Source organism: Reyranella soli, assembly GCF_007992495.1.
In the GTDB taxonomy this organism is placed as follows: domain Bacteria; phylum Pseudomonadota; class Alphaproteobacteria; order Reyranellales; family Reyranellaceae; genus Reyranella; species Reyranella soli.
Window position 1 is genome coordinate 1 of the sequence record NZ_BKAJ01000176.1, and the last position, 21840, is coordinate 21840.

The 21840-nt window shown below is 65.3% G+C and carries 18 protein-coding genes and 1 tRNA gene; 15 read left to right on the forward strand and 4 right to left on the reverse strand.

Features of this window, described 5'->3' with window-relative positions:
• The coding region (gene solA / locus RSO01_RS39145) for an N-methyl-L-tryptophan oxidase (protein WP_147156025.1) at positions 1-1166 on the reverse strand (1166 nt) is incomplete at its 3' end.
• A gap of 226 nt (positions 1167-1392) precedes the next feature.
• Between solA and RSO01_RS39150 the strand changes: the two genes are divergently transcribed.
• The 5 genes from RSO01_RS39150 to RSO01_RS39170 all read left to right on the forward strand — a co-directional run bounded on the left by RSO01_RS39150 (position 1393) and on the right by RSO01_RS39170 (position 8501).
• Entirely contained in the window at positions 1393-2487 is a 1095-nt protein-coding gene (locus RSO01_RS39150) for an aspartate-semialdehyde dehydrogenase (RefSeq protein WP_147156026.1), read from the forward strand.
• 331 nt (positions 2488-2818) lie between these two features.
• Complete coding sequence (locus tag RSO01_RS39155) at positions 2819-4168, forward strand: cytochrome P450 (protein WP_147156027.1); 1350 nt, start codon at positions 2819-2821, stop codon at positions 4166-4168.
• Positions 4169-4181: 13 nt separating this feature from the next.
• On the forward strand, positions 4182-5150 hold the full coding sequence (locus RSO01_RS39160; protein WP_170303703.1) for a peptidoglycan-binding domain-containing protein: 969 nt from the start codon (positions 4182-4184) through the stop codon (positions 5148-5150).
• A gap of 112 nt (positions 5151-5262) precedes the next feature.
• Positions 5263-6921: a hypothetical protein gene (locus tag RSO01_RS39165; protein ID WP_147156029.1), complete on the forward strand. Its 1659-nt coding sequence runs from the start codon at positions 5263-5265 to the stop codon at positions 6919-6921.
• Entirely contained in the window at positions 6903-8501 is a 1599-nt protein-coding gene (locus RSO01_RS39170; protein ID WP_147156030.1) for a Dyp-type peroxidase, read from the forward strand. The genes RSO01_RS39165 and RSO01_RS39170 overlap by 19 nt, the downstream gene beginning before the upstream one ends.
• 284 nt (positions 8502-8785) lie before the next feature.
• Here RSO01_RS39170 and RSO01_RS39175 read toward each other — a convergent pair whose 3' ends face one another.
• Positions 8786-10399 (reverse strand): ABC transporter substrate-binding protein, encoded by a 1614-nt coding sequence (locus RSO01_RS39175; protein ID WP_147156031.1) that lies wholly within the window; start codon positions 10397-10399, stop codon positions 8786-8788.
• 123 nt (positions 10400-10522) lie between these two features.
• Between RSO01_RS39175 and RSO01_RS39180 the strand changes: the two genes are divergently transcribed.
• Positions 10523-12142 carry an ABC transporter substrate-binding protein gene (locus RSO01_RS39180; RefSeq protein WP_147156032.1) on the forward strand — a complete coding sequence of 540 codons (1620 nt, stop codon included), beginning with the start codon at positions 10523-10525 and terminating at the stop codon, positions 12140-12142.
• Positions 12143-12160: 18 nt separating this feature from the next.
• Here RSO01_RS39180 and RSO01_RS39185 read toward each other — a convergent pair.
• Both RSO01_RS39185 and RSO01_RS39190 read right to left on the reverse strand, forming a co-directional pair.
• Positions 12161-12235 (reverse strand) — tRNA-Gln (locus RSO01_RS39185).
• A 94-nt stretch (positions 12236-12329) separates the two neighbouring features.
• A complete protein-coding gene (locus RSO01_RS39190; protein WP_147156033.1) occupies positions 12330-12845 on the reverse strand; it encodes a flavin reductase family protein in 516 nt (171 codons plus the stop codon).
• A 198-nt stretch (positions 12846-13043) separates the two neighbouring features.
• Here RSO01_RS39190 and RSO01_RS39195 point away from each other — a divergent pair, with 198 nt between their 5' ends.
• From RSO01_RS39195 to RSO01_RS39235, 9 genes are all read left to right on the forward strand, one after another.
• Entirely contained in the window at positions 13044-13898 is an 855-nt protein-coding gene (locus RSO01_RS39195; protein ID WP_147156034.1) for a CHAD domain-containing protein, read from the forward strand.
• Between the two features lie 37 nt (positions 13899-13935).
• The gene (locus RSO01_RS39200; protein ID WP_147156035.1) at positions 13936-15090 is read left to right on the forward strand and encodes a CobW family GTP-binding protein; all 1155 of its coding nucleotides are present in this window, start codon (positions 13936-13938) and stop codon (positions 15088-15090) included.
• A 188-nt stretch (positions 15091-15278) separates the two neighbouring features.
• Positions 15279-16673, forward strand: a complete 1395-nt coding sequence (leuC, locus tag RSO01_RS39205) for a 3-isopropylmalate dehydratase large subunit (RefSeq protein ID WP_147156036.1) — start codon at positions 15279-15281, stop codon at positions 16671-16673.
• A 12-nt stretch (positions 16674-16685) separates the two neighbouring features.
• Complete coding sequence (gene leuD, locus RSO01_RS39210) at positions 16686-17330, forward strand: 3-isopropylmalate dehydratase small subunit (protein ID WP_147156037.1); 645 nt, start codon at positions 16686-16688, stop codon at positions 17328-17330.
• A 111-nt stretch (positions 17331-17441) separates the two neighbouring features.
• Positions 17442-18488: an ABC transporter substrate-binding protein gene (locus RSO01_RS39215; protein WP_147156038.1), complete on the forward strand. Its 1047-nt coding sequence runs from the start codon at positions 17442-17444 to the stop codon at positions 18486-18488.
• A complete protein-coding gene (locus RSO01_RS39220) occupies positions 18469-19272 on the forward strand; it encodes an ABC transporter ATP-binding protein (RefSeq protein ID WP_147156039.1) in 804 nt (267 codons plus the stop codon). The genes RSO01_RS39215 and RSO01_RS39220 overlap by 20 nt, the downstream gene beginning before the upstream one ends.
• 8 nt (positions 19273-19280) lie before the next feature.
• Positions 19281-20135 (forward strand): ABC transporter permease, encoded by an 855-nt coding sequence (locus RSO01_RS39225; RefSeq protein WP_246159106.1) that lies wholly within the window; start codon positions 19281-19283, stop codon positions 20133-20135.
• A gap of 44 nt (positions 20136-20179) precedes the next feature.
• On the forward strand, positions 20180-21139 hold the full coding sequence (locus tag RSO01_RS39230) for a tripartite tricarboxylate transporter substrate binding protein (RefSeq protein ID WP_147156041.1): 960 nt from the start codon (positions 20180-20182) through the stop codon (positions 21137-21139).
• Positions 21136-21831: a molybdate ABC transporter substrate-binding protein gene (locus tag RSO01_RS39235; RefSeq protein ID WP_147156042.1), complete on the forward strand. Its 696-nt coding sequence runs from the start codon at positions 21136-21138 to the stop codon at positions 21829-21831. The genes RSO01_RS39230 and RSO01_RS39235 overlap by 4 nt, the downstream gene beginning before the upstream one ends.
• Positions 21832-21840: the final 9 nt, after the last annotated feature.

Below are 21840 nucleotides of genomic sequence, written 5' to 3' on the forward strand. Positions count from 1 at the left end.
GCGCTCCGCATGAATGCAAACCGAGGATCAGGCTTTTTCCCCTCCACCGCCATCTCCGCCAAAAGCTCGCCGACGCCGGCCGAGTGCTTGAAGCCGTGGCCCGAGCAGGGTGACGCCACGATGACGCGATCGTGGTCGGGATGGCGATCGATGATGAAGCGCGCCTTGTCGACCCAGGTATAGAGACAGGTCTTGCTCCTCACGCAGGTCGGCGACAGGCCGGGGAAGAACGGCTCGACATAGGTCTCGTACATCTCGCGCACTTCCTCGGGAGGGACAGTGCGCGAAACCGACTCGGGCGTGGTCGCGACGTCATATTGTTCGGTCGCCAGCTTGACGCCCTCGTCCAGGCTACCGGTGGCGGGAAAGCCGTAGATCGACTGCGGCGCGGGAAGCTGCCAGATGTAGACAGGAAAGCGCTCGGGCGCGAACTGGGCGTGCGCGGCCTCGCTGCGGGCGCGAAACCAGTACAGCACCTGACGCGTAATCATGAAGTTGGCGGCGAGCGCAGGCTTCAGCATGGCCGGCAACCAGGCGCCGGCCGCCACGATCAGCTGGGCGGCGCCATAGGTCTGCTTGTCGGTCGTGACGGTGACGGAACCGTCGCGCTGGACAAAGGAGAGCACCGTCTCGCCCAGCCTCAGCTCGGCGCCGCGCGCGGCCGCCGCCCGCAACTGGGCGGTCACGCAGTTCTCCGGCCGCGCGAAGCCGCTTACCGTGTCGTGGTAGGCTTGGTCACCGTCGGCGACGTTGAGGGCCGGATAGCGCCGGCGCAGCGCCGCGCTGTCGAGGATTTCATAGCTCACCCCGGCGGCCTTGGCGGCAGCGACGGTGCCGCCGAGGAAGTCCTCGACGCCGTGATTCGCCGAGCGACTGCCGGCCCCCGATATCGCCAGGAAGCCGTTCTGGGTCAGCAGGTCGAGGCCCGTCTCGGCCTCGAGCTCGCGCCAGATCTCGTGGCTGCGCCGGGCGAAGGCGGAATATTCCGGCCCTTCGCCGCAGGCGATGCGGGTGATGCGCGTGTCGCCATGGGTCGAGCCGAACTCGTGCGGCGGCGCATAGCGGTCGATGCCCAGCACGCGCGCGCCGCGCCGGGCGAGCTGGTAGGTCGCGGCCGCGCCCATCGCGCCAAGGCCAAGGACAATCGCATCGTAGGTGTCGGGCATGCACGGACCTTTGCAAATTTCCCGCTACCGATCTATAAAGGTCGCCCATGTCGTTCCGCGCCAAGACCCGAGTCGTCAAAAAAGCCGCCACCATCGGTGGGTCGGCAGGGGCTTGCGCGCGCTAAAGTAAGGTAACAGCGAACGAACCCTTGAAGGCCCCGCCGCTAGACGGGGCCTTTGTCGTTCGCGGGCGCTCCGTCTCCGGCTGAAACCAGGAGAAAGCGTCATGTCATCAGAAGAACCGTCTCAACCGCCCTTCTCAGTGGGCCCCCTTTCGGTCGGGATCGTCGGCGCGACCGGCATGGTGGGCGAGCTCATGCGCGCCATCCTGGCCGAGCGGAACTTCCCGGTCGGCTCCCTGCGCCTGTTCGCCTCGGCGCGCTCCGCCGGCAAGCGCCGCGCCTGGCAGGACCAGGAGATCATCGTCGAGGATGCCGAGACCGCCGACTATTCCGGGCTCGACATCGTCTTCTTCTCGGCAGGAGGTGCTGCCTCCAAGAAGCTGGCGCCGATCGTCGCCGCCACCGGTGCCATCGTCATCGACAACTCCTCGGCCTGGCGCTCCGATCCCAAGGTCCCGCTGGTAGTGGCCGAGGTCAATCCGCATGCCCTCGCCAACATCCCCAAGGGCATCGTCGCCAATCCCAACTGCACGACCATGGCGGCGATGCCGGTGCTGAAGCCGTTGCACAAGGCGGCGGGCCTGCGCCGCCTGGTGGCCAGCACCTACCAGGCCGTATCGGGTGCGGGTCTCGCCGGCGTCGACGAGCTCGAAGGCCAGATGCTGAGCGCGGGTGTCGGCGCCACGGCGCTGGTGCATGACGGCAGCGCCGTCGAGCTCGCGCCGTCGGCCAAGTGGGCCGTGCCCATCGCCTACAACGTCGTGCCGCTCAACTACCGCATCGTCGAGAACGGCTACTCCGAGGAGGAGGTGAAGCTGCGCGACGAGAGCCGCAAGATCCTCGAGATCCCCGATCTCGCGGTGTCGGGTACCTGCGTGCGCGTGCCGGTATGGACCGGCCATTCGCTGTCGATGAACGTCGAGTTCGACCGGCCGCTGCCGGTCGCCAAGGCGCTCGACATTTTGCGCGCGGCGCCGGGCGGCGAACTCTCCGACGTGCCCAATCCGCTGGAAGCGATGGGCCGCGACGCCGTCTTTGTCGGCCGCGTGCGCCCCGATCCGACGGTCAAGCATGGCCTCGCGCTGTTCGTCTCGGGCGACAATCTGCGCAAGGGTGCGGCGCTCAATGCGGTGCAGATCGCCGAAGCGCTGCCGGCACGCGCGCCGGCGCGCAGGAAGCGCATGCTCGAGACCGCATAGCAAGGGCTGGCAGTAGCCCCCGTCCTGCTCGACCGGTCTCTACCCCTTAAATTCCCTGCCAACAGGGAGTTTACGGGATTGGCGCCGGCGAAAATGCTCCGGCGCTCATGCGAAACGTTTCTTCGGAACAACACGCGCGGCCCGCACCAGGTCATACCGAAAGTGCGATTGCTCACATTGGCCACACTTCAATCGACCTATGCTACCGTAGCGTGATAGAACTACTTTTCGAGCGTGGCCGGTCTCGCTGCGGCCCAACCAACTCCTCGGCTGGGAGAGTGGCACTGTCCGGGAATAGCCGGAATGTCGGCACCACCTCGAAGGAATGAGAATGTCGTTTCTGGCCAGTTTCATCACCTCGTTCGCCACGCGCTTTCGGATGTTACTCGATGGTCTGGTCGCACCTTTTCAAGTCGCGCCGGCGATTCTGACGGCGAGCGGCGACGGCCTTAAGGCGAAGGCCGCTACCGCGCTCAAGGATCCGCGAGTGCAACGGATCAGCTTGCGGTTGATGCGCGCTTTCCTGCCAAATCTTGTTCTGTCGAAGCCGCTCATCACAGCCTATCCGAATACTGGAACGGCGATCGTCACGCGTTATCAGGACGTCGTCGAAGTCCTCGACCGAAACGCGGATTTTGAGGTCGTGTACGAGCCCAAGATGCGGGCGATCACGGGCGGCGAGAATTTCTTCCTCGGCATGCAGGACACCGCGCTCTACGAGCGTGACGTTGCCAACTTGCGTTTGGCGATGCGCCGCGACGACGTTGCCGCAATCGTCGAGCCGGCGGCGCGCCGCTTGGCCGAGCAACTCGTCGCCAAACAGACGAACCGCATCGACGTGCCGAAAGATCTGTCCCAGCTGGTGCCGACCGCGATCGTGACCGATTACTTCGGCATTGCCGGCGCGAAGAATGACGATCTCATCGACTGGGCGACGATGATGTTCTGGTATCTCTTCATCGATCTCGCGGGTGACTCGACGATCGCCAGCAAGGCGCTCGATGCCGCGGCTTCCTGCCGTTCTGCCATCGATGCCGCAATCGCGAGCCGCAAGGCCGAGGGTGTGGCGAGGGACGACGTGCTGGGTCGGTGTCTTGTCCTGCAAAAGGCCAATCAGCCCGGGATGGACGATCTCGGCATTCGCAACTACCTGATCGGCTTGGTGATCGGCGCGATCCCAACGATCTCAAAGGCCTCCGTTCAGGCGCTGGACCAGTTGCTCGATCGTCCACAAGCGCTTGAATCGGCACAGGCTGCGGCGCGTGCGGGTGACGACGCACTGCTTGCTGCACACGTGTTCGAGGCGTTTCGGTTCAACCCTGTCAATCCGGTGATCTACCGTCGCGCCGCGTGCGATGCCACAATCGCGTCCGGCAGTCTGCGTGCGCGCAAGATCCCTAAGGGGACCATGGTACTGGCGTCCAATCTGTCCGCCATGTTCGACCCGTTGAGAATGGAAGCGCCCGAGTCCTTTCGTGTCGATCGGCCGTGGGGCGAATACATGCTCTGGGGATACGGGATGCACACGTGCTTCGGTGCACATATCAACCGTGCCGTCGTGCCGGCGATCCTCAAGCCGCTGCTGGCCAAGCCAGGCCTGCGCCGGGCCGCCGGCAGTGCTGGACGGATTGATGCGGGCGGCACGCCGTTCCCGCAGCATTTCTCGGTCGAGTGGAACTGACAGGGGAGATAGCATGAACAAGTCTCAAGATGATCGGCGTCGCGCCATGTGGCGGAACGTGTTGCCGTGTGTGACGATTGCAGCCGGACTGGTGCTGTCTCAGGCTGCTCACGCAGCCGGATACAACCCGGTTACCCAACAGGCCCAGTCGAAACTTGCAGCCCTTGGGCACGACCCCGGGCCTCTGGACGGGATCCCGGGCGGCTTGACCAAAGCCGGCGTGCTGGCGTTTCAAAAAAAGTCCGGGCTGCCAGAGACAGGCGTGCTTGATGCCGCGACCCTCGAAAAGCTGGGAGTCGGGACTTCAGTGGACAAGGCCAATGCTGTCGTGGATTGGATTCCGGTTCCTACGCAAGGGGACCTGGACAAGCTCGTAGCCAAGCCGGTCAATAGTCCGAGTGCGCCCTATACGGACTATCGACCGAATGCCCCCGCAGCCAATCTGGATCTTCCCGGGGCGGCAATATTGGCCGCGATGAATGCCAGCGCCGACGTCTTCGGCAGTCGGCCCGCAGGGCAGCCTAAGCACACGGATGAAGGTTTCAAATACCTGGCCGGATGTCTGAAGACAGGTTTCGCTCCGACGCACTGGTCCGATATCACCATCCACTACTATTGCATGATGTCGAAGCCGAGAGCCTGTTACACGTACGCACTCTCGGGAAAGTCGACGGGCGCAAAACTTCCCCGGCCCAAAGCCTATCAAGGCTGTGCAAGCGGAGTGTTACCCAATGGGAATGACTTCGCCTTTGTCGCCAAGACGCAGCCGCTGGTTTTCCAGTATGTGATGTTTGGCCAGACCCACGCGTTCAATCATGAGCAGGAACAGGCCATCATCAACGCCTTCTACGGCGTGAAGAATGCTGCCGATCGGAATGAGTGCCGGCTCAAGCGGCCCCTGCGAACAGAAGACCCCACCGACGGGACCCACTGCCTCGTGAACAAAAACATGAACGCGATATTGGTGGGGAAGGGCGATTAGATCTTCTGCATGAGGTCTCCCTGCGGCGAGAGCAACGGGCATCGACCCATACACAACGACAGATTGACCGACAGTTTCGGGCGTCAAAGTGGCCACACGGAGGGGGCGTTAAATGCGACAAACGATCTTGTCGGTCGTTCTGGACGTCGACCCACAAAGTGTTCGCCACCTGTCGGACCTCATCGAGGACTTCAAACGCCAACAAGAAGAAGCCGGGACGGAGAGTTACGTCCGGCTCAAGGACGGGTTGCCTTCGTTGCACTTCCTGTCGATGTCCGTTTTCCAGAGTGCCGACTACGATCCGGTTTTCGTCATCGAGGCCAATTTCGACGGAGCGTCGGATACTTTCTGGCGCCACTTCGAAGCAACAATGGCCGATCATCTTCGGCCGATGCTGCGATGCTGCAAGCGGCCCGTGGACAATGACGAGCCGGTCTACGATGCGGTCACCAAACCGGGCGCGCGCGAGCCTGTCGTCACTTACTTGGCGCGCAGAACACTGCGCCCCAGCGTCTTTCATCAGGGCAATCGCGGACTAGAGCGGGAAAGGATTTTGCGCGAGCGAGATCTCTTTCTGGCTATCAAGGGTGAACTCGCCCAACCCAGTCCAACGGCGCCAAATCCATATCGAGCCATTCCGGCTGAGCAGATCCACACGCGGCTGCGGAACGCAATGTCGCGGTCGTTTCCCTGGTTGGCGGAACCGGCGTCGCCGAGAATTCCCTGGACCGAGAGAACGGCGGATTTTTGCCGGCTGCTCGCTTTCCTGTTTGCGACTTTCCTTTGTCTTTCGATTCCCGGCATGGCGGTGGCGCCTGTCACCCCGGCCTTGCGGTTTGCGGTCCTGACAGCGGTCTTGGCCGGATTGGTCGCCATCGGCCTGTGGCGCATGCACCGCGCTCGAGCCGGTGAAGGCGTGCCCACTCGTTCCGGCGGTCTGACCCCAGCAAGCCTATCCGTGAAGAACAGGCTGACATCGTTCGCACACCCGGTCACCCTGGTTGCCGGCCTGCTCTTCGTTGTCGCGCTCTATGTCGTCGCTGCCACCGTGATCGGGTCGGTCCTCACGATGCTGATCACCGGCCTGAGCTATGCCGACTCCTTCTGGCCGACGGCGAGGGTCGTCTTGCTGGGATTGGCAAGCATCGCCTTCACGGCGCCGGCCGTCGTCCTGTGGCTGCGCTGGCTGGAGCGGCGCGATTCATCCCACGATGAGCCGCCCGTCGACGTTCAGCTGTTGCGCGAGATGGCCCGCCGTGAGGACTGGATTGCACAGAACCACATGGGCAGCGTTGTCCTGATCAAGCCAGGTGTCCTGCGCACGATCCTCGTCCGGACGGGCCACCTTGGACTAGGCCTGATTCTCAGGGCCATCGCGACGGACGGTTATCTCGGCAGCATGAGAACCGTTCATTTCGCGCACTGGGCGTTCATAAACAACGGCAGTCGCCTGATGTTCTTCAGCAATTTCGATCACAGCTGGGAGAGCTATCTGGACGACTTCATCGAAAAGGCGCACGGCGGGCTCACGCTCGCGTGGGGCAGCGGCGTCGGCTTCCCGCCGACCCGCTTTCTGGTGCTCGACGGTGCCAGCCACGGGCGCAAATTCAAAGCGTGGGCACGGCACTCGATGGCGGTAAGCCGATTCTGGTTCAGCGCCTATCGTGACCTCACGGTCGACCAGATCGAGCGCAATGCGCGCATCGCCGATGGGCTGCGGAAAGCCACACTGAAAGCACAGGAGGCAACTGCATGGGCGCGGGATCTGTGACCGCTTCAACGGTCAAGGAGCGGTTGAGCTGGAGGCTGAAGCCGCCGCACGACCAACAAACACAGGGCATCGTGGTCAGCGGTTTCTCTGGACTGCCGGCGGGCAAGGCACTGTTCCTTCACTGCGACGGACCAGATGCCGATGCCGGCCAAGGTCCGTGGCTGCGCACGCTGATGCGGGTGGCGCCGATCGCGGCCAGTGATGGAAAACCCGAAAAGCGTGCCGCCGCTATCGCCTTTACGTGGACGGGCCTGCAGAAGGCGGGCCTCTCTCCAGAGGCGCTGGCAACATTCGCCGCGCCGTTCCGCGAGGGTATGTATCAGGAAGACAGGCTCCGCCGCCTGGGCGACAAGATCAAGAACGAGTGGCAGGAGCCCGTCATAGACGGTGGCCCTCTGTGGAGCGGCAACGTTCCAGTCAGCGACGGCGACACGCCCGATCCCGAGTCGGCCCGGGTGACGACCCGGACGACCGTCCATGCGCTGCTGTTGCTCTACGGCGAAGCTGTCGCCGACGTTCAGGCTTGGTCGGACGAGATCGAGCAGGCGCTCGCGCCCCACAGCGTAAAGATCGTCCACCACCTCGCACTCGACCTGCAGTTCGACCAGGACGGCATCGGGCGTGAGCACTTCGGCTTCGCCGATGGAGTGTCGCAACCGATTCCCTTCGGGGACCCCAATGTCGCCTCCGAAGACACCGTCGTCCTGAGCGACGGCAAGCCTGCACCGCGCGACCCATGGCATGGGGTGCCGCTGGGCGAGATCCTGTTGGGACACACCAATGCCCATGCGGAAAAGGCGCCGGGCCCGATAGTGCGGGACGACGAGCGCGCTCGTGCTGCGAAGCTCCCGCTGCAAGGAGCACCTGAAGGCTTCCTCAACTTGGGACTCAATGGCAGCTACATGGTGGTGCGAGAGCTGCGCCAGTACGTGGCCCGGTTTTGGCAATCTCTCGACGACAACGCGGCAAGAATCCGCGCCCACGACCCATCCGCCACGCACGTTACGGCCGACTGGCTCGCTGAACGGATTGTCGGGCGCAATATTGATGGGCATCTGTTATGCCCCCGCGGGCTGCTCGCAGCCGACGAATACAGGCAACCACAAAACGGCTTCGGCTTCGCCAAGCTCGATCCCCACGGACAAGGTTGCCCACTAGGCTCTCACGTGAGACGTGCAAATCCTCGCGACGGCCTCGCGCAGAACCTTGCCTCGGCTCCCGCCCTGCTCGACGCGGTGAACAACCACCGCATCTTGCGCCGCGGCCGCAAGTACGGCCCCACGCCGACCGACAGCCGAATCGACGACGGCGCAGAACGCGGGTTGCTTTTCATTTGCCTGAATGCCGATATCGCCCGCCAGTTCGAGTTCATTCAGCAGACTTGGCTGTTAAACAAGAACTTTGCGACCTTGTACGATGAAACCGATCCACTAATGGGTCCCAAAGGTCGCTTCACAATCCCCGAGCAGCCCCTGCGCCGGATCGTCGAGGTGCAGACCTTCATCCAACTAGCCGGCGGCGAGTACTTCTTCCTGCCAAGCCTTCCTGCTTTAAACTACCTGTCAGGTCTTCAAGACTGACCCCGGCACGCCGATGACGCTTCGGCTGCCTTCCGGATCGGTCCAGCGAACGACGATGAACTCTTCGCGGTTCAGGTATTTCAACTACCCCTATCGGCCGACCGACGCGGGCACCCGACGGCCAGCAGTCGGAGCGGCGCCTACTCAATCTGTGGTTCAGCTCGCAGGACAAGGCCGCGCGCTGCGGGTCGTGGACCGCCCGACAGTGGAGTTTCCGCGACGGGCCCTGGAAATGGCCTGAGCGTAGTACCGGCAGGTCGCGACGGCGCGACCTGCCAGTCGGCCTACTTCATCGTGATCGGCGAGAAGTCCTGGAACCAGTTCTGCGCCTGCACGAAGCCCGTGACCTTGGCCGACATGGCGCGCGGGTTGACGTCGTGGGTGACGAACAGGAACAGGGCCTCGTCGACGATCTTCTGGTGGATCTGGCGCAGCACCTCGTCCTGCGCCTTGGCGTCGAATGTCGTGCGCGCCTTCTCGAGCAGCGCATCCATCGCCGGATCGACGTAGTAGCCCCAGTTGGTGCCGTTGGGCGCGACCAGCCTGGAATCGAGATGGCGGATGAAGGCGGTGAACGGGTCCTGGATGAAGTAGGTGAAGTTGATGCCGCTGGCGCCCTTGACCTGATCGGACTTGGCGCCGGCGCGCCACATGTTGATCATGGCGTTCCACTCGACGACGTCGAAATCGACCTTGATGCCGACCTCGGCGAGGTTCTGCTGGATGTACTCGTTCATCGGCAGCGGCTGCATCTGGCCCGAGCCCGAGGCCGAGATCAGGATCTTGACCTTGGCCGGGTTGGACGGCCCGTAGCCCGCCTCGGCCAGAAGCTTCTTGGCCGCTGCGGGATCGAACTTCACCTCGAACTTGGGCTCGCCGAACCACTGGCTGCCCGGCACGACGAAGCCCTTGGCCGGGATCATCAGCCCGTTCAGCAGCACCTTCAGGCCGGCGCGGTCGATCGCGAGGTTGGCGGCCTGACGCACACGCACGTCCTTCCACGGCGAGCCGTCGACCATGCTGAGGTGCCAGGTCCAGTTGTGCGGATAGGCATTGGTCACGATCTTGAAGCCGGCCTTCTCGATGCTGGGCACGGCATCGGGCGACGGCGCCTCGATCCAGTCGACCTGGCCCGAACGCAGCGCCGCCGTGCGACTTGACGCCTCGGGGATCGGCAACAGGATCAGCTTGTCGAGCTTGGGCACCCGCGCCTTGTCCCAGTAGTCCTTGTTGGGCGTGAGCTCGGCGCGGGTCTGCGGCACGAAGGCGGTGAGCTTCCACGGGCCGGTGCCCGACGGGGTGAAGGCGAACTTGTTCCAGTCGCGGCCGACCTTCTCCCACTGCGCGGGGCTCGACATCATGATCCACCCGATCTGATAGGGCAGGAAGGCGTCGGGGGTCTTGGTGATGAACTCGACGGTGTAGTCGTCGAGCGCCTTGTAGGACTTGACCGCGGGAATGCGCGAGCGGCCCTGCGCCGCCTGCTTGGAATCGAACTGCGGCGACTTGTCGTTCAGGATCTTGTCGAAGTTCCAGACGACGGCGTCGGCCTTGAAGTCGCTGCCGTCGTGGAACTTCACGTCGCGGCGCAGCGTGACCAGCCAGCGCGTGGTGTCGCCCTCGTCGACCTTCCAGCTCGTGGCGAGGCCGGGCACGAGCCCCGACGGCTTGTCGGCCGACGACAGGTCCCAATTGATCAGCCCGTCATAGACCGTATAGCCCATGAAGCGCATGCCCTCGCCGCCCTGGTCGGTCTGACCCGTCGTCAGCGGCACGTCAGCCGCGGTCATGCCGATGCGCAAGGTGCCCTGCGCGAGTGCTGCCTGGCCGCCGAGAGCGACCGCAAGAGCGAGGGCGGTCGCGCACGACCGCGAGAGAAGACACGACAGCTTCAGCATGAGGCGAGGTCCGGTAGCAGTTGGCGTCGATGCCAATGGCAGCAAGGAGCATACCATGCCCGCTTTTCCTGTCCGGCACATGTATTGCGTAGAGGACCGCAGTCGAACCAGCGGGACCGTTCCATGAAAAAGCGCGACTTCCTGAAATTGTCGTCGGCGGCGACGGCAGGCCTGGCGTTGGGCGGTGCCACACCGCCTACGGCTTACGCGCAGTCGACGGCCGGAACGCTGCGCGTGGCGATGACCGCAGCGGACATTCCGCTGACGACGGGCCAGCCCAACCAGGGCGCCGAAGGCGTTCGCTTCATGGGCATCACCGTCTACGACGGGCTGACGCGCTGGGACCTGTCGAAAAGCGACGTCGCCGCCAAGATCGTCCCTGACTTGGCAGAGAGCTGGTCGATTTCGGAGACCGACAAGCGGGTATGGACCTTCAAGCTTCGGCAGGGCGTTCGCTTCCATGACGGTTCGGCGTTCAATGCCGATGCCGTCGTCTGGAACTTCGACAAGCTCCTGACCAAGACCGCGCCGCAGTTCGATGCCACGCAAGCAGCCCAGGGCGGCCTGTACACCGGCGGAATCGCGTCCTGGCGCAAGATCGACGACAACACGGTCGAGATCACCACGAAAGTCGTCGACGCCGTCCTGCCCTACTCGCTGGCGAGCGTCTTCATGTCGAGCCCCGCCCAATTCGAGAAAGTCGGGCGCGACTGGAACAAGTTCGCCGAGCATCCATCGGGCACGGGACCGTGGAAGCTCGAGTCTTTCAAGCCGCGCGAGCGCGCCGATCTCGTGCGCAATGCCGACTATTGGGACAAGGCGCGCGTTCCCAAGTGCGAGCGCCTGATCCTCTTTCCGATCCCCGACGCCAATACCCGGGTCGCGGCCCTGCTGTCAGGTCGCGTCGACTGGGTCGAGGCGCCGCCGCCCGATGCGATCGCGCGCCTGAAGCAGCAGAAGATGCAGATCGTCACCAACCTCTATCCGCACGTCTGGCCATATATGCTGAGCTTCGAGGAGGGATCGCCCTTCCGCGACATCCGCGTGCGCAAGGCCGCGAACATGGCGATCGACCGCCAGGGGCTCGTCACGCTCCTCGGCGGGTTGGCGGCGCCCGCCAGGGGCATGGTCAACCCCGGCCATCCCTGGTTCGGAAATCCGGCGACGGACCTCAGCTACAATCCTGCCGCCGCGAAGAAGCTGCTGGCGGAAGCGGGCTTCAGCGAGAAGAACCTCGTCAAGGTGAAGTTCATCATTTCGCCGTCGGGCTCGGGGCAGATGCAGCCCCTGCCGATGAACGAGTTCATCAAGGAGAACATGCGCAGCGTCGGCATCGACGTCGAATTCGACGTCCTCGACTGGGAAGCGCTGCGCAACCGGCGGCGCCTCGGTGCGGCGGCGCCGGAAAATCGTGACAGGCATGGCATCAACAATTCCTGGGCCTACTGGGACCCCGACATCGGCCTGATCGGCCCGGGCTCGACCTTCATGAAGGCGAGCGGGTTCAACTGGGGCAACTACAGCAATCCGAAAGCGGAGGAGCTCGCCAAGGCGGCGAAGGAGACGTTCGACCCCCAGGAGCAGGACAAGCTCCTGGCGCGGCTTCATGAGGTCCTCGTGGACGATGCCGCCTGGATCTGGGCCGTCCATGACCTCAATCCCCGTGCGCTCGGCCCCAATGTGCAGGGCTTCGTGCAGGCCCAGAGCTGGCTCCAGGATCTGACCCCGGTCACGGTAAGCTGAGGCAAACAGCGCGGAGCATGGCTGGGGCGCCAGGATTCGAACCTGGGAATGGAGGAATCAAAATCCTCTGCCTTACCACTTGGCTACGCCCCAATCGGCGCCGGAACATAAGGGCTCAGGCACTGTAGTCAAAGCCGTTTATCCGTCGGTCCCTCCGCTCGCTTCGCTCGGTCGGGACGACGAAAGCTCAGGCTGCCTGCAGCGCCTTCTTCAGAAGCTCGCCGTGCACGAAGGCGCCGTCGCAATAGAGCAGCGCGTGGGCCGCGGGATCGAGGCGGATGTCGACGATCTCGCCGAGATAGATGGTGTGCGTGCCAGCGGCGACCTCGGTCACCAGCTTGCAGTCGAACGACACCGGGCAGCCCTTCAACACCGGCGCACCCGTCGTGAGTGTCGTCCATTCGCCCATGTCGACGAAGCGGTCATCACCCTCCACGCCGTCCATGCCGGCGAAGCGTTCGGCGATCTTGCGATGCTCGGGCGCCAGGATGTTGACGCAGAAGAAGCCCGCCTCGCCGATCGGGTCGTGGGCGCTCGCCGTCTTGTTGACGCAGATCAGGAGCTGCGGCGGCTCGGCTGAGACCGAGCAGACGGCCGTCGCCGTCAGCCCCCCGCGCAAGTCGCGATGGCGGGTGGTGATCAGGGTGACGCTCGCCGCAAGGTGGCGCATGCCTCTCTTGAAGGCAGTGGCATCGACGCTCATGGGTGGACTCTAGGGCAGCGCGGCCATCGGCCGCTACCGGAAACGGATGGGAAACGTCGCTGGCTAACCATCGGGCCGGCCAGCGAAATCAGCGAAAAGTGCAGGTAAAGTGCTGTTTGGTGCACGTCATAAAACCTTCATCAGACTGTCGTTCTTTGCTGTTGCCCGGCCTTTTCGGGCCGCTACGGTCGGCCCTGCATGGCGCCCTTCGACACTGGTCTCGCCCCCACCACCGCGCCCGATGTTGCGCTGCGCCACATCGTGGCCGACTGCCAGGCCGACCTTCGCAAGTACCGCGCCATCGTCCTGGAAAGCCGCCGGCCGATCGGCATCCATCAGACCCGCGTGGCCCTGCGCCGACTGCGGGCGGCCTTCGGGCTGTTCCGCCATGCCGTCGACGGGCCGGTGATCCGGGCGCTCTCCGCCGAGGCCAAGTGGCTGGCTGGCGAATGCGCACCGGCGCGCGACCTTCATGTCTTCCTGACCGAGACGGTCGAGGACGTGCCGCCGATCGTCCAGCGCATCGCCCGCAGGTTGGCCGAAACCTACATGCAGCGCGCCCGCTCCGCCCTTTCCGGTGCGCGGTTCGAGGCCTTCGACCGCCAGCTCCACGTCTTCATCGACCTGTCGCCGGCCCATCCGACCGAGCGGCTCGACCATTTCGCGCTGGCCGAGCTCGACCAGCACCATGAGAAGGTCATGCATCGCGGCCGCAAGATCGATTCGCTCGATCCGCACCGCCTGCACCGGCTCAGGATCGCCATCAAGAAGCTGCGCTATGCCGCCGAGTTCCTGCAGCCGGCCTTTGCCTCGGCGACAGCCAAGCCCTATATCGAGGCGACGGTGCGCCTGCAGGGCGCGCTCGGCGCCATGAACGACCGCGCGGTCGCCCGGCACATGCTGGCCGACCTCGCCACGGCGGCGCGTCCCAGCGAGGACGCCAAGAAACCGCTGAAGCGCCTCGCCAAGCAGACGGAGGCCGGCGAAAAGCGCCGCCGCCGCAAGCTCGAGCGGGCGTGGCAGGCGTTCAGGAAGGCGGACAAATTCTGGTGACGGCCCTCCGTCACCTGACGGATGGGGATTGGTATTCATGAGCGACACGCAGACCGCCGCCGAGCAACGCATTCCCGTCACGGTGCTGACGGGCTTTTTAGGCAGCGGCAAGACCACGCTGCTGAACAAGCTGCTGCGCCGGCCCGAGCTTGCCGACACCGCGGTGATCATCAACGAGTTCGGCGAGATCGGGCTCGATCACCTGCTGGTCGAGAAGTCCGACGACGAGGGCATGGTGACCCTCAATTCGGGATGCCTGTGCTGCACGGTGCGCGGCGACCTGGTCCGCACCATGAGCGAGCTGTTCCTCAAGCGCTCCAAGGGCGAAGTAACGCCGTTCAAGCGCATGGTGGTCGAGACCACCGGGCTCGCCGATCCCGCGCCGATCCTGCACACGCTGATGACCGATCCCCTGCTCGCCTCGCGCTACCGGCTCGACGGCGTGGTGACCACGGTCGACGGCGTCAACGGCACCAGCACGCTCGACAACCACGAGGAGGCGGTGAAGCAGGCCGCCGTCGCCGACCGGCTGCTGCTCACCAAGAGCGACATCGCCGACGCGCCCAAGCTCTCGGAGCTCAAGAGCCGCTTGCACCAGCTCAATCCCGGCGCGCCGTTCCATGCCATCTCGAGCGGCGACATCGATCCCAACGAGATCCTGAACGCCGGCCTCTACAATCCCGACACCAAGAGCGCCGACGTGAAGCGCTGGCTGCACGAAGAGGCTTATGGCCACGAGCACGGCGGCGACCATCACCATCATCATCACGGCCATGGCCACGACGATCATGATCACGAGCATGGCCATGGGGAGCAGGACCCGCACAACGTCAACCGCCACGACGATCGCATCAAGGCGTTCTGCATGACCTTCGACGAGCCGATGAGCTGGTCGACGGTGGCCGCGGCGTTCGATGCGCTGGTGACCTATCGCGGTCCCGACCTGCTGCGCATGAAGGGCATCCTGAACGTCAAGGACACCGACAAGCCTGTCGTGATCCACGGCGTGCAGCACGTCTTCCATCCGCCGGCCACGCTCGATGCCTGGCCCGAGGGCGACGACCGCAAGAGCCGCGTGGTGTTCATCACCCGCGACATCGCCGAGAGCACCATCCGCAAGGTCTTCGCCTCGTTCTTCGAGGCCGAGAAGAAGGGATGGAGCGGACAGCTCGACGAGCAAAAGCCGCAGTAGGCTGGGGGCGCGCCACTCCAGTGGCGCGTCATAGGCTGTGTGATCGACAAAGACGCGCCACTGGAGTGGCGCGCTCCCAGCAAAACCGCGCTGCGGTCCTTCTTTCCGCGGCAGCGCCGTTGTAGGCAAACCAAAAAAATGATGGTGTACCGGCCCGCGCGGCAACGACTGCGCTGGAAGGAAACGCCATGCCGAAGACCCTGTTCGACAAGATCTGGGATCGCCATGTCATCGCCGATCTCGGCGACGACTACGCGCTGCTGCACATCAGCCGTCATCTGATGCACGACGGCGGCGGCCGCGGGCTCGCCATGATCAAGGCGGCCGGCCAGAAGGTGCGCAATCCCGACCTCACCTTCGCCACCTTCGATCACGTCATCTCGACCGAGCCCGGGCGCGACCACAATACGCTGAAGCCCTACGCCCAACGTCTCTACGACATGCGCGACGAGGCCAAGCGCTGGGGCATCAAGCTCTTCGACCTCGGGCAGCCCGGCCAGGGCATCATCCATGTCGTTGGCCCCGAGCAGGGCATCAGCCTGCCCGGAACGCTGCTGGTCTGCGGCGACAGCCACACCTGCACCCATGGCGGCATGGGCGCCATCGCCTTCGGCATCGGCGCCACCGAGGTGATCCATGTCCTGGCGACGCAGTCGCTGGTGCAGCGCAAGCCCAAGCGGCTGCGCGCCACCTTCGAGGGCACGCGCCATTCCAGCGTCACGCCCAAGGACATGATCCTGCACCTGATCGGCCAGATCGGCACCGCCGGCGGCACGGGCTACGCAGTGGAATATGCCGGCAGCGCCATACGCGCGCTCGAGGTCGAGGGCCGGCTCACCATCTGCAACCTCTCGATCGAGCTCGGCGCCAAGGTCGGCATGATCGCGCCCGACGAGAAGACCTTCGCCTACCTCAAGGGCCGGCCCTTTGCGCCGACCGGGGCGATGTGGGACCAGGCCGTCGCCGACTGGCGCTCGCTGGCGAGCGACGCCGACGCGGTGTTCGACCGCGAGGTCGCGGTCGACGTCGGCAAGATCGCGCCGCAGATCACCTGGGGCACCAGCCCCGAGCAGGTGATCCCTGTCACCGCCAACGTGCCTGATCCGAAGTCGGTCGCCGATCCGGACAAGCAGAAGGCCATGCAGATGGCGCTGGACTACATGGGCCTGAAGGCGGGACAGCCCATCCAGGACGCCAAGATCGACTGGGTGTTCATCGGCTCCTGCACCAACAGCCGCATGTCCGACCTGCGCGCCGCTGCCGAGGTCGCCAAGGGCCGCAAGGTGGCGGGCCATGTCCGCGCCTGGGTCGTGCCGGGCTCGGAGAACATCAAGCGCGAGGCCGAAGCCGAGGGTATCGACCGCGTCTTCAAGGAAGCGGGCTTCGAATGGCGCGAGCCCGGCTGCTCGATGTGCCTCGCCGTCAACGGCGACACCATCGCGCCGGGACAGCGGAGCGTGTCGACCTCCAACCGCAACTTCGTCGGCCGCCAGGGGCCGGGCGGGCGCACGCATCTCGCCAGCCCGGCGATGGCCGCGGCCGCCGCCATCGCCGGCCACATCGCCGACGTCCGGCAAATCTAGGGAGCCGCGACCATGGAAGCCTTCACCGAGCTCGATGCCGTGGCCTCGCCCGTGATGCGCCAGAACATCGACACCGACATCGTGATCCCCATCCATCGTCTGCGCGACGTGGCGCAGGCCGAGCTCGGCGCTTACGCCTTCGAGCCGCTGCGCTACCTGCCCGACGGCAGCGACAATCCCGAGTTCCCGCTCAACAAGCCCGCCTACAAGGGCGCGCAGATCCTGGTCGCCGACAACAACTTCGCCTGCGGCTCGAGCCGCGAGGGCGCGGTGTGGGCGCTGATGGGCATGGGCATCCGCTGCGTGATCGCGCCATCGTTCGGGCCGATCTTCCACAACAACTGCTTCCAGAACGGCGTGCTGCCCATCCAGCTGCCGCGCGAGGACGTCTTGGCGATCGCGGCCGAGCTCGAGGGTGCGACGCGGCCCGGCGCCAACAGCGAGCCGCGGCTCGCCATCAACCTGCACGACCGCACGGTGACGACGCCGTCGGGCCGCAAGATCGAGTTCAAGGTCGACGGCATCCGCCGCGAATCCCTGCTCAAGGGGTTGAACGAGGTCGAGCTGACGCTGACCAAGGAGAACGAGATCGCCGCGCACCAGGCCAAGGCTCGCGCCGCGACGCCGTGGCTGTACCAGACGTCTCTGTCGTCCTGAGCGTAGCGAAAGACCTCATCGCCGCTTGCAATCGGGACGAGATCCTTCGCTGCGCTCAGGATGACCAAAGGCGGGCCTGGAGGCCCGCGGTCCAATGAAAGGGAGGACGAGATGGTCTCAGTCATCAGGCGCCGCAGCATCATCGCCGTTGCCGCGTCCGCGCCGGCATGGCCGATGATGGCGCGGGCGCAGGGCAAGACGGGCTCGGCCGTCTATCCGGTCGCGGTGCCGACCTACGAGGTGCAGTTCGTTGCCCAGGAGAAGGGCTACTTCAAGGACGAAGGCTACGACTTCAAGCTGATCCAGGGCGGCTCGGGCGTGAAGACGCGCGAGATCCTGGCGTCGCGCCAGGGCGACTTCGCCATCGCCGACATCCTGCATGTGCTGCAGCTCAACAAGAACGGCCGGCCGACGCGGGCGCTGAACACGCTCGACCAGCGGGCGCCCGGCGTGCGCTTCGCCGTGCGCAAGGACCTCTACGACCAGGGCATCGACACGGTGCAGAAGGCCGCTTCCTTCAAGCGGCCCGACGGCCGGCGCGCCATCTTCGGCGTCAGCTCGCTCGGCGGCACGTCGCACCTGTGGTCGCACTATTTCATGGAGAAGATGGACCTCGCCGACAAGGTGACCTGGGTGCAGACCGGTAATGTCGAGACCATGCTGGGCGCGCTCAAGACCAAGCAGGTCGACGTGCTGTCGAGCGCCATCTCGGTGACGACCGAGGCCGAGCGCAACGGCTGGGGCAAGGTGATCTACTCGCCGAGCGACGCCAAGGTGTGGAATGGCGTGATCGGCGGGCCGGTGCCGGTGAACGTCAACTTCTGCCTCACCCAGACGATCGAGAAGGAACCGGAGAAGGTCCAGGCCTTCACCAACGCCGTGTGGCGCGCCCAATGCTGGATCAAGGCCAACAGCCCGGACAACATTTTGGGCACCATCGAGCGATTCGTCGGCTCGACGTCGAAGGATGCCAACCTGCTGGAGATCGGCGAGCTCAAGGACGTCGCCGACTGGAACGGCCTGATCACGCCCGAGTCCTACGCTCGCGGCGAGAAGGTCTGGTACAGCGAGCTCACGGGGATCAAGCAGCCGATCAAGCTCGAGGATGCCGTCGCCGACAAGTTCCTCAAGGCGGCGCATGCAAAATACCCCGCCTAGGTCGCGCATCGAGATCGACAGACTCCGCAAGATCTTCCTCGCCGAAGGCCGCGAGGTCGTCGCGGTCGACGATGCCTCGTTCCGCATCGACGACGGCGAGTTCGTGGCCCTGCTCGGGCCCTCGGGCTGCGGCAAGAGCACCATCCTCAACATGGTGGCGACCCTGATCGCGCCCAACGGCGGCGCCATACGCGTCGACGATGCTCCGGTGGTTCCCGGCCGGCCGATCGCCCAGGTCGGCTACGTCTTCCAGAAGGACACGCTGTTTCCCTGGCGCACCGTCGAAGGCAACATCGGCTATGCGCTGGAGCTGGCCGGCGTGCCGACCGGCGAGCGCAAGACGCGCGTCGCTGAGGCGATCCACCAGGCCGGCCTCGACGGCTTCGACCGCTTCTATCCCGCGTCGCTGTCGGGCGGCATGCGCCAGCGCGTGTCGCTGATGCGCACCTTGATCGCGCGGCCCGAGATCCTGCTGATGGACGAGCCGTTCGGCGCCCTCGACACCCACACCAAGCTCGACATGCATTCGGTGCTGCTGAGCCTGTGGGAACGCGAGCGGCAGACCGTGCTGTTCGTCACCCACGATCTTGGCGAGGCACTGACCTTGGCCGACCGCATCATCCTGATGTCGGCGCGGCCGGGCCGCGTGAAGGCCGACTTCAAGGTCGACTTCCCGCGGCCGCGCGATGCCGTGAAGCTGCGTGAGACGCCGCAATATGCCGAGCTGTTCTCCAAGGTCTGGCATTCGCTGGGCGAGGAGTTCGCGAAGGGGCGCAGCGCATGAGACGCGCCATGACCCTCTTCTGGCAGATCGCCATCGGCCTCGGCGCGCTCGCCATTTGGGAATGGGGCTGGGCTCTGCACGACAAGGTGCCGTGGCTGGTGCCCGACATCCTCGACCCCTACTTCGTCTCCAAGCCGTCTGAAATCTATAGGCAGTTCCTGCGTATGGGCTGCCTGGTCTCCTCGCAGGGCGACTGGACGCTGGGCACGCCGGGCGCCTTCGAGAAGTGCATCGGCCGGTCGGAGAACAATCTCTGGATCGCCACCTACTTTACCCTGAAGAACACGCTGTGGGGCTTCGCCACCGGCGTGAGCTCGGGCTTCGTGCTCGGCCTATTGCTGGGGCGCTCCGATCGCCTCAGCGAGATCTTCTATCCCTACATCACAGCCTTCAACTCGATCCCGCGCATCGCGCTGGCGCCCATCATCATCCTGGCCTTCGGCATCGGCGATGCCTCCAAGATCGTGACGGCCTGGCTGGTCGTGGTCTTCCTGGTGTTCTTCAACACCTTCGAGGGCGCCCGCGCCGTCGACCGCGACCACATCAACGCCGCCCGCCTGCTGGGCGCCGGCGAATGGCAGGTGACGCGTACAGTGATCGTGCCGTCGACCATGGCCTGGTTGTTCGCCTCGCTGACGCCCGCCGTCTCCTTCTCGCTGATCGGCGTGATCGTGGGCGAGTTCATCGGCGCCGAGCACGGCATCGGCCGGATGATCATCGAGGCCGAGGCGCGCGGCGAGGCCGCCGGCATGATGGTGGCGGTGTTCGTGCTGATGATCGTGGGCGTGATCCTGGCCGCCGGCGTGCGGCGCATCCAGGCCTACTTGCTGCGCTGGCGACCAGCGTCCACCATGGCGACCTAAGAAGGCCAACAAGGCCACCCATGAGGTCGATAGGGAGGACCAGCATGCTTCGACGCCATCTGTTGGCCGGGTCGCTCGCGCTCGCCGCCCTGCCGGCGGCCGCGCAAAACTGGCCCAACAAGCCGGTGCGCATCGTCGTGCCGTTCGGGCCGGGCGGGCCGGCCGACATCTATGCGCGTGTGCTCGGACAGGAGCTGGGCGAGGCGCTGAAGCAGCCGTTCGTTATCGAGAACAAGACCGGAGCGGGCGGCACGATCGGCGCCGACATCGTCGCCAAGGCCGCACCCGACGGCTACACGCTGCTGATGATGTCCAACACCCTCACCACCAACGAGACGCTGCTGGCCAACAAGCCCTATGCGCTCATGCGCGATCTCACCGCGGTGGCGCCGGTCAATGCGTCGGACCTGGTGATGGTGGTGACGCCGTCGGTCGAGGCCAACACGCTGAAGGAGCTTATCGCCCTCGCCAAGGCCGAGCCGGGCAAGCTCGCCTACGCTTCGGCCGGACCGGGCACGCCCTATCATCTCTCCGTCGAGCTCTTCAAGACGATGACCGGCACCGACCTGCTGCACGTGCCTTTCAAGAACAGCGGCGATGCGCGCAATGCCGTGGTCGGCGGCCATGTGCAGATCATGCTGGACGCGGTCACGGCCATGAAGCCGATCATCGACAGCGGCCAGGTCCGCGCGCTCGCGACCACCGGCGACAAGCGCTCGTCGGTGCTACCCAATGTGCCGACGATGAGCGAGGCCGGCGTGCCGGGTTACGAAGCGACGCTGTGGCTCGGCATCATGGCGCCCGCGGGCACGCCCAAGGACGTCGTCGATCGCCTGAACGGCGAGATCGGCAAGGCCATCGCCAAGCCCGCCATCCGCGATGCCTGGGCCAAGCAGGGCGCCGAGCCCATGACCATGACGGCCGCCGAATTCGATACCTTCCTCAAGAAGGACATCGACAAGTGGGCCAAGGTCATCCAGCAGGCCGGCATCAAGGCGCCGTGACCTCCGTACGCCTCCTGAGCGGCGGCGCCGCGCAAGGCCTGGTCGACAGCGTGCGGCCGGCCTTCGAAGCCCAGACCGGCTGCACCATCGACGGCGTGTTCGGCGCGGTCGGCGCCATGAAAGCCCGCCTGCTGTCGGGCGAACCGGCCGATCTTTTGATCCTGAGCCGTGCGTTGATCAACGAACTGGCCCGCGTCGGCCACGCCGCATCGGCCTCGATCAGGGACATCGGCGAGGTCCCGACGGCAGTCGCGGTGCGTTCGGGCGAGGTGCCGCCTTGGCTGCATTCCGCCGGTGACCTGCGCGCCGCGCTCCGTGCCGCGGACGAGATCCATTTCCCCGATCCCGAGCTCGCCACCGCCGGCATCCACTTCGCCAAGGTGATGCGCGATCTCGGCGTATGGGATGAGCTTCGCGAGCGCCTGCGGCCCGCACCCAACGGCGCGACGGCGATGGCCGCTCTCGCCGCTTGCAAGAGCGCGAGACCCATCGGCTGCACCCAGGCGACGGAGATCCTGTCGACGCCGGGCATCGTGCTGGCCGCACCGCTGCCGCCCGGCTGCGCGCTGGCGACCACCTACACCTGCGCCATCACCGGCCACGCTGCGGCGCCTGAGCCCGCGGCATCGCTGATCGCCCTGCTGACCAGCGACGCGAACCGCGATGCGCGCCGCGCCCTCGGGTTTGCCTGATCCTGGCGG

Excerpts from the sequence above, each read along its gene's own strand:
- RSO01_RS39175 (WP_147156031.1), bottom strand. The coding sequence starts at position 10,399 with ATGCTGAAGCTGTCGTGTCTTCTCTCGCGGTCGTGCGCGACCGCCCTC.
- RSO01_RS39150 (WP_147156026.1), top strand. The coding sequence starts at position 1,393 with ATGTCATCAGAAGAACCGTCTCAACCGCCCTTCTCAGTGGGCCCCCTT.
- RSO01_RS39180 (WP_147156032.1), top strand. The coding sequence starts at position 10,523 with ATGAAAAAGCGCGACTTCCTGAAATTGTCGTCGGCGGCGACGGCAGGC.
- leuC (WP_147156036.1), top strand. The coding sequence starts at position 15,279 with ATGCCGAAGACCCTGTTCGACAAGATCTGGGATCGCCATGTCATCGCC.
- RSO01_RS39190 (WP_147156033.1), bottom strand. The coding sequence starts at position 12,845 with ATGAGCGTCGATGCCACTGCCTTCAAGAGAGGCATGCGCCACCTTGCG.
- RSO01_RS39170 (WP_147156030.1), top strand. The coding sequence starts at position 6,903 with ATGGGCGCGGGATCTGTGACCGCTTCAACGGTCAAGGAGCGGTTGAGC.
- RSO01_RS39215 (WP_147156038.1), top strand. The coding sequence starts at position 17,442 with ATGGTCTCAGTCATCAGGCGCCGCAGCATCATCGCCGTTGCCGCGTCC.
- RSO01_RS39195 (WP_147156034.1), top strand. The coding sequence starts at position 13,044 with ATGGCGCCCTTCGACACTGGTCTCGCCCCCACCACCGCGCCCGATGTT.
- leuD (WP_147156037.1), top strand. The coding sequence starts at position 16,686 with ATGGAAGCCTTCACCGAGCTCGATGCCGTGGCCTCGCCCGTGATGCGC.
- RSO01_RS39230 (WP_147156041.1), top strand. The coding sequence starts at position 20,180 with ATGCTTCGACGCCATCTGTTGGCCGGGTCGCTCGCGCTCGCCGCCCTG.
- RSO01_RS39225 (WP_246159106.1), top strand. The coding sequence starts at position 19,281 with ATGACCCTCTTCTGGCAGATCGCCATCGGCCTCGGCGCGCTCGCCATT.
- RSO01_RS39165 (WP_147156029.1), top strand. The coding sequence starts at position 5,263 with ATGCGACAAACGATCTTGTCGGTCGTTCTGGACGTCGACCCACAAAGT.
- RSO01_RS39220 (WP_147156039.1), top strand. The coding sequence starts at position 18,469 with ATGCAAAATACCCCGCCTAGGTCGCGCATCGAGATCGACAGACTCCGC.
- RSO01_RS39155 (WP_147156027.1), top strand. The coding sequence starts at position 2,819 with ATGTCGTTTCTGGCCAGTTTCATCACCTCGTTCGCCACGCGCTTTCGG.
- RSO01_RS39200 (WP_147156035.1), top strand. The coding sequence starts at position 13,936 with ATGAGCGACACGCAGACCGCCGCCGAGCAACGCATTCCCGTCACGGTG.
- RSO01_RS39160 (WP_170303703.1), top strand. The coding sequence starts at position 4,182 with ATGAACAAGTCTCAAGATGATCGGCGTCGCGCCATGTGGCGGAACGTG.